This window comes from Pseudomonadota bacterium, assembly GCA_018823135.1.
In the GTDB taxonomy this organism is placed as follows: Bacteria; Desulfobacterota; Desulfobulbia; order Desulfobulbales; family CALZHT01; genus JAHJJF01.
In genome coordinates this window covers 1-6,938 of sequence record JAHJJF010000040.1, presented here as the reverse complement: position 1 = coordinate 6,938, position 6,938 = coordinate 1, and the positions used below count along the sequence as shown (strand labels likewise).

The 6,938-nt window shown below is 49.1% G+C and carries 7 protein-coding genes; 5 read left to right on the top strand and 2 right to left on the bottom strand.

Translation table 11 applies throughout. The features are described from left to right. Window positions 1-87 precede the first annotated feature (87 nt). Window positions 88-1,341: a D-alanyl-D-alanine carboxypeptidase gene (locus KKE17_03445; protein ID MBU1709039.1), complete on the bottom strand. Its 1,254-nt coding sequence runs from the start codon at window positions 1,339-1,341 to the stop codon at window positions 88-90. Then, the gene (locus KKE17_03440; GenBank protein MBU1709038.1) at window positions 1,341-2,687 is read right to left on the bottom strand and encodes a TrpB-like pyridoxal phosphate-dependent enzyme; all 1,347 of its coding nucleotides are present in this window, start codon (window positions 2,685-2,687) and stop codon (window positions 1,341-1,343) included. Before KKE17_03440 ends, KKE17_03445 begins: the two co-directional genes overlap by 1 nt. Window positions 2,688-3,020: 333 nt before the next feature. Here KKE17_03440 and KKE17_03435 point away from each other — a divergent pair, with 333 nt between their 5' ends. The 5 genes from KKE17_03435 to cobA form a co-directional block, all read left to right on the top strand. After that, window positions 3,021-3,602, top strand: coding sequence for a D-sedoheptulose 7-phosphate isomerase (locus tag KKE17_03435; protein ID MBU1709037.1), 582 nt, complete (start codon window positions 3,021-3,023; stop codon window positions 3,600-3,602). After that, complete coding sequence (locus KKE17_03430) at window positions 3,599-4,546, top strand: hypothetical protein (GenBank protein ID MBU1709036.1); 948 nt, start codon at window positions 3,599-3,601, stop codon at window positions 4,544-4,546. The genes KKE17_03435 and KKE17_03430 overlap by 4 nt, the downstream gene beginning before the upstream one ends. A 238-nt stretch (window positions 4,547-4,784) precedes the next feature. After that, entirely contained in the window at window positions 4,785-5,009 is a 225-nt protein-coding gene (locus tag KKE17_03425) for a zinc ribbon domain-containing protein (protein MBU1709035.1), read from the top strand. 109 nt (window positions 5,010-5,118) lie between these two features. Continuing rightward, a complete protein-coding gene (hemC, locus tag KKE17_03420) occupies window positions 5,119-6,054 on the top strand; it encodes a hydroxymethylbilane synthase (protein ID MBU1709034.1) in 936 nt (311 codons plus the stop codon). 276 nt (window positions 6,055-6,330) lie between these two features. Then, window positions 6,331-6,938 (top strand): uroporphyrinogen-III C-methyltransferase (cobA, locus tag KKE17_03415; GenBank protein ID MBU1709033.1); only part of this gene is annotated, 608 nt, incomplete at its 3' end.

Genomic DNA, 6,938 nt, shown 5'->3' with positions numbered 1-6,938 from the left:
GTTCCCTCTGGAAATCCGCTGCCATCACTGTAATTCGGCATATCAGTTCGGTAAGGAAGATTTGATGACGCTTGAAGACTAGGAGCGTTATTGTTCTGACGACTCATGTACCTTTTTGAAATCATTGAGTATTTTGTCGCGGTTGTTTCTTTGCTGGTTGAGGATCACCACAAAGGGATCGAGTTGGCCTCTGGCTTCAAAATATCCGGCATAGGAGTAGATGCCTTGCAGATTTCCCGATTTCATCCGAATGTCATGCCTGGTCGGCAGCAGCTCGGCATAAGGTTTAAACTTTTCTAAGATTTTAAGCATGGCGCTTGCGGTAATCAGATTTTTTCTGGATAGCCCGGAACCCTCCTGGCAGGTGAAATCATAATCCATAAGACCGATTTTTTCGCTGAGATAGCCGCTCATGGCTTTCCGGCCCTTTTCCCAGGTGGCAGGATAGCCGAACTGCTTTGCGCCCATGATCAGAAAGATCTGGTTGGCAATGAAGTTGTTGGAGTAGAGCAGCAACTCCGGAATGATTTCTGCAAGCGTCTTGCTGGAAGTATGTGCATACATTGGTTCAGCCTGCTCCGGGGCCTTGCCGAGGCGAATGACGCCGTGGCCGGCAATACCTATTATCTGCTGGAAGGCGCGGAACAGTTCTCCTGTTAAGGCAATACTGTCTGCAGAATTCTGTGCAATGTTGATCCGGTGCATCCCCGGCGGCTGTAAATCTGCCCCGAGTTTTTTCATGATCGGCAATAATGGTGTCTGCGGTTCGGCAGAGCGGATTATGCCGTTCTCCATAACCTCAATGTTTATCGTGTTGAAATTCACTGCCAGGGCGCTGTTTGCAGCATCGTAAGGATTCTGGGAATTAAGGCTGCCGTCTACGATATTGGTCAAATCAAAAAGAGAGGTGTCAACGATGATGTCGTTTATCTGAGTAAGACCTCTTGATGTGAGGGCCTCAAGTATCAGGGGGATTTCTTCAGAAATGAGAAACGGGTCGCCCATTCCCTGGATGATTAAATCGCCGCTGCCGTTTGTAAAAAAACGGGTCTGAAAACGGAAATTTTCGCCCAAAAGATCAAATGCGGTTAAGGCCGTGGCAATTTTCCAGATGCTTGCCGGGATGAGTAGGGCCTCGGGATTATGTGATTTGATAATTGTCTTGTTTCTGGTGAGGATTACCCCACCGTTATCAATCAAAGAAGTGATGGAATCATTGGCATAAGTCGGATCAGGCGTCAGGAACAAAAGCAGAAGAAATAAGGCTGAACAGTACTGAAAAAACACATGGGCTTTTCCGTGCTGGAAAGGACCATGTGTTGTTTTAAAATGCAGGCGCATCAAACTTTCGGAAGGTTCTTTGTTGCCGCGGCAATTGCTTCAGCCGGGTATTCATAATTATGGAGATCGCCTGCATAATATTTATCATAGCTTGCAAGATCCAGCAGACCGTGTCCGGAAAAATTAAAAAGAATTGTTTTGGGATCGTCCTTATCGATCATTGCCTCGTCAATGGCGCTTTTAATTGCATGGCAGGTCTCAGGCGCAGGAATAATACCCTCGGTCTGGGCAAAGAGCACGCCGGCCTTAAAGCATTCAAGCTGCGGAACACTTACCGGCTCAATCAGTTTTTCCCGGGCCAGGGCGCTCAGAATCGGTGACATGCCGTGATAGCGCAGGCCTCCTGCATGAATGCCCGGCGGGATAAAGTCATGTCCCAGAGTATACATATACAAAAGCGGCGTCATTTGCGCCGTATCGCCGAAATCATAGGCAAGCAGGCCGCGGGTCAGTGTCGGGCAGGAAGTCGGCTCAACGCCTACGAAGCGAATTTTTTTCCCCTCAAGTTTGTCGGTGATGAACGGGATGGCGATCCCGGCAAAATTGGAGCCGCCGCCGCAGCAACCAATAACAACGTCAGGATATTCGCCGATCATTTCCATCTGTTTTTTTGCTTCAAGGCCGATGATCGTCTGGTGCAGGATCACATGGTTCAGCACCGAACCAAGGGCGTATTTGGTGTCGTCGCGTGAAGCGGCATCTTCTAATGCCTCACTGATCGCAATTCCCAGAGATCCCGGGGTGTCAGGATCTTTTGCAAGAATCGACCGGCCGTAGTTGGTGGTGTTGCTGGGGCTGGCAACGATACTGGCGCCATAGGTATTCATCATGCTTTTGCGGTAGGGTTTCTGATCATAGGAAACCCGGACCATATAGACCATGCATTCCAGACCGAATTTATGCGCCGCAAAGGCAAGGGCGCTGCCCCATTGCCCGGCGCCGGTTTCCGTGGCAAGCCGCTTGACCCCTTCTTGTTTATTGTAATAGGCCTGGGCCACGGCGCTGTTGGTTTTATGGCTGCCGGAAGGAGAAACCCCTTCATTTTTGAAATAGATCTTTGCCTTGGTGCCAAGGGCCTTTTCAAGGTTTGTGGCGCGCACCAGAGGTGAAGGACGCCAGATCTGATATATCTCCTGAACTTCTTCAGGGATTGCAATGAGCCGCTGGTCGCTCATTTCCTGTTCAAGAAGACCCATGGGAAAGAGTACTGATAATTTTTCCGGGCCCATGGGTTCCTTGGTTTCAGGATCAAGGGGAGGTTTCAGGCCGTTTGGGATTTCAGGAATGATATTATACCAATGAGTAATTCGCTGATCATCGGGCAGATAGACGCATTTTGGTGCCATGAATTTCTCCTTTGCTCAATGTTATATTAAAGAATGATTATATTAATTTATGTTGAGTATTGATTCCATAAAAATTCGATTTTTTCTGTTTAGAAAAAAGGCTTGCACGTAAAGTGCTCAAACAATATTGACATTGACCACCGCCTATAATATGTTCCTTTGCCTTGGCAATTGATCCTTTATTTTGAATAAATTAAAGAAATCCATTTATTTTTACAGTATATTGCCCTCTTAAAAATAGTATAGCCCTGAAGAATTTTCAGTTGTTTTATGATGTGCAGGCGGAAAAGAGTTTAGATCCATAAATAATATTAAAGATCCCTGGTATCACCCATGTTAGCAAAATTACAAGACAGCCTGAAAAAATCCATAGCCGCAAAAGAGGCATTTGCCAAAGACCAGGGCAAAAACATTATTACCCTTGTCGAAAAAATCATTGCCACCATGCATGAGGGCGGAAAACTGCTTATCTTCGGAAACGGCGGCAGCGCCGCAGATGCCCAGCATATGGCGGCTGAATTCATTAATCGTTTTCTGATTAACCGCGCCCCTCTTCCGGCAATTGCCCTGACCACCGACACTTCAGTTATCACCAGCATTAGTAATGACTTTTCCTATGATGATATTTTTGTAAAACAGATCCAGGCCCTGGGCAAAAAAGGCGATCTGGCCCTGGGTATTTCCACCAGCGGTAATTCACCAAACGTCGTCAAGGCTGTTGAAACGGCGATGGACATGGGGATTTACACCGCGGTGCTCACCGGCGGTACCGGCGGCATATTGATTGATAAAGCGGATTTATGCCTGAATGTGCCCACAAGTTTTACGCCAAATATTCAGGAGTCTCATATCTGGGCTATTCACCTTATCTGCCAGCTGGTTGAAGAAGCGATTTTTGGCGGAGACCGTGCATGAAGGATATCAAGCCCTTTAATCTCGATGGTCTTAAAACCTATTCGATTCATGACCGGCCAAGCAAGGTGACTATTGACCATTTTGCCAAACCGCTTACCGCCGGTGCAACCATTGAGCAATATCTGCAATCCTTGCCTGCACAGCTCATGGGGGTTGATTTCCCGGATCTTGTCGAAAGGATTGCCAAGGCGCATCTTGCTGGAAAACCCGTGATCGTCGGCATGGGAGCCCATGTTATCAAGGTCGGGCTTAACCCGCTGCTCATCGATCTCATGGAAAAGTCGGTGATCACCGGCCTGGCAATGAACGGCGCCTGTATTGTCCATGATACGGAAATCGCCATCTCCGGGCAGACCTCCGAGGAAGTCGAGCAGGTCATCGGCTCCGGGGCATTCGGCGCTGCAAAAGAGACCGGCGAAATCATCAATGAAGCCATTCGCCTGGGTGCGGAAAAGGATAAAGGCCTGGGGGAGGCTGTGGGCGAGTATCTGGTGAAAAATGATTTTCCCCATAATAATATGAGTCTGCTGGCCAATGCGTACCGGCTGAACATCCCGGTAACCGTTCATGTGGCGCTGGGTACAGACATTGTACACATCCATCCAACGGCGGACGGTGCGGCAATCGGCAAAACCAGCATGCAGGATTTCAAGAGATTCTGCACCATGGTGGCTGATCTTGATCAGGGGGTGTATCTGAATATCGGTTCGGCGGTTATCCTTCCGGAAGTTTTTTTAAAAGCCCTCACCGTGGTCCGCAATCATGGTCATCAGGTGAATACCTTCACCACCGCCAATTTTGATTTTATCAGGCAATACCGACCCATGACCAACGTCGTGAACCGGCCCACTGCAGCCGGCGGCAAAGGATTTAATATTACCGGGCACCATGAACTGATGATTCCGTTGCTAATAGCAGCCGTCCTGGGCCGGATCAATAATTAAACAGACTTTTAGATAGCGTAGACTTCGAAAAGTCCTTAGTCCCAAAGAAGGAGGGCTAAGTAAAAAATTTGATATGCAGGTAAGCGACCCGCAGGTGAGACTCCGGGGAGTATTGGTGTCGAAGAAGCGGAGGCATACATTTGGTATGTCGAGCATTTTTCGTACCCGAGACGCCCTGCAGGAAGTGCCCTTGGGGTGCGACACAGCAGATCGATTTTTTTTACGACGCCATCAGAAAATGCCTTTATATGATTTTAGATGCCGGTCCTGCGGCGAAGAGTTTGAAACACTGGTAATGGGCAGTGATAAACCAATCTGCCCCAAATGTGAGAGTGAAGACCTGGAAAAGCTGATGTCGGCCTTTTCGCACCGTTCCGGAGGAAGTGGCAGATCAAGTGAATCTTCCGGCGGTTCATCTTCCAAATGTTCTGGATGTGCAGGCGGAAGCTGCAGTACCTGCTGATTGTAAGCGATCACATGGCACAGCATCTGCCTCCCCCTGTAATCCTTTACAGGGTGCATCGCGCTGATTAGAGATAGAAGTTTAGAATTTTACCTGAAGGAATAGATTAATGCAGAAAACAATTAAGATCGGAACCCGGGCAAGCCTGCTGGCGTTGGCCCAGAGTACCTTGATCAAAAGCCTGATTGAAGCGCAATACCCGGACACCACTGTTGAATTGGTCAAGATCATCACCAAGGGCGACAAGATTCTTGATGTGCCCCTTGCCATGGTTGGTGGAAAGGGCCTTTTTGTCAAAGAAATCGAAGAAGCCATGCTGCGCGGCGAGATAGACATTGCCGTGCACAGCATGAAAGACGTGCCCTCTGATCTGCCGGATGGTCTGCATATCGGCATCGTCACCAAGCGTGAAAATCCCCATGATGCATTTATCTCGAATACATATGAGACCCTCCAGGACCTGCCGCAGGGTGCAAAAGTCGGCACCAGCAGTCTCAGGCGCAGAGCGCAACTCACCGTCGCCCGTCCCGACCTGCGTATCGAGGATCTGCGCGGCAATCTCGATACGCGTCTTCGTAAACTTGATGAAGGGATGTATGATGCGATCATCCTTGCTGCGGCCGGATTGAATCGTCTGGGTTTGAGCCATCGGGCCAGATCGTATTTTACTGCCGAAGAAATGCTGCCGGCAGTGGCTCAGGGTGCAGTGGGAATCGAGTTGCGGATTGCTGATCAGGAATTACTGGATGGCCTGGCATTCCTCAATGATCAGGAAACCACCTATGCGGTCCATGCTGAGCGCGGTTTTCTGCAGCGCCTTGAAGGAGGATGCCAGGTACCCATTGCCGGGTTTGCAGAACTGGTGGGCGATACATTGCATCTCACCGGTCTTGTTGCGGCAGTCGATGGTGGCATCGTGTTGAAGAAGAAGGCAAGCGCTGATCCTTCCAAGGCAAAGGAAATGGGTGTTGAACTTGCCGAGGCCCTGTTGGATCTGGGAGCCAAGGAAATCCTTTCGGAAGTGTATGGCAACGACGTCAAATAAAGATATATAGAAAACTGTCCGGCAGCACCCCATACGGAGTCTCGCAGGCTCGCTTACCTGTCCACGATCATGCCGTCCAGCATACAGATGTATAGCTGGCCATCCTGCTCGAAGTCTGCGCTTATCTGCGAACATATGGAGCACTGCCGAACAGTTATAGTTCAAGGGTTTTTAGCTAGTTCGGCATTACGCGGAATAGTAACAAATAAATAAGCATAGACAATTTTTACGCGGTTTTTTTGTTGTATCTGAACCGCGTTTGATACAGGCGGAAAAATGACAAATGAAGTAACAGGCGGTTCCGTGCAGCAGAAAAAAGGCAAAGTATATCTGGTGGGCGCCGGTCCCGGCGATACGGATCTTATTACTGTTAAAGGTTTGAGTTTCCTGGAAAAGGCGGAAGTTGTCATCTATGACTATCTTGCCAGTAAAAAACTTTTGAAGCACGTTCCCAAAGACGCGGAATTTATTTATGCCGGAAAAAAAGGGGGTTCAAAACATACCCATACCCAGGAAGAAATCAACCAGATGCTTGTTGACCGGGCTCTTGCCGGAAAACGCGTCGTGCGCCTCAAGGGCGGTGATCCTTTTATTTTCGGAAGGGGTGGCGAGGAGATCGAGGAAATTGTCAAGCACGGCATCCCCTTTGAGGTTGTGCCCGGCGTCACTTCAGCCACTGCTGCGGCAACCTATGCCGGGATCCCGATTACCCACCGGGGCTATACCGCCTCCGTCGCCTTTATCACCGGGCATGAAGACCCCACCAAAGAAACCAGCAACATTGCCTGGGATAAAATTGCCACCGGGATCGGCACCCTGGTTTTTTACATGGGAATCAAGAACCTGCCGACGATTACTGAAAAGCTCATCAAGAATGGCCGCAG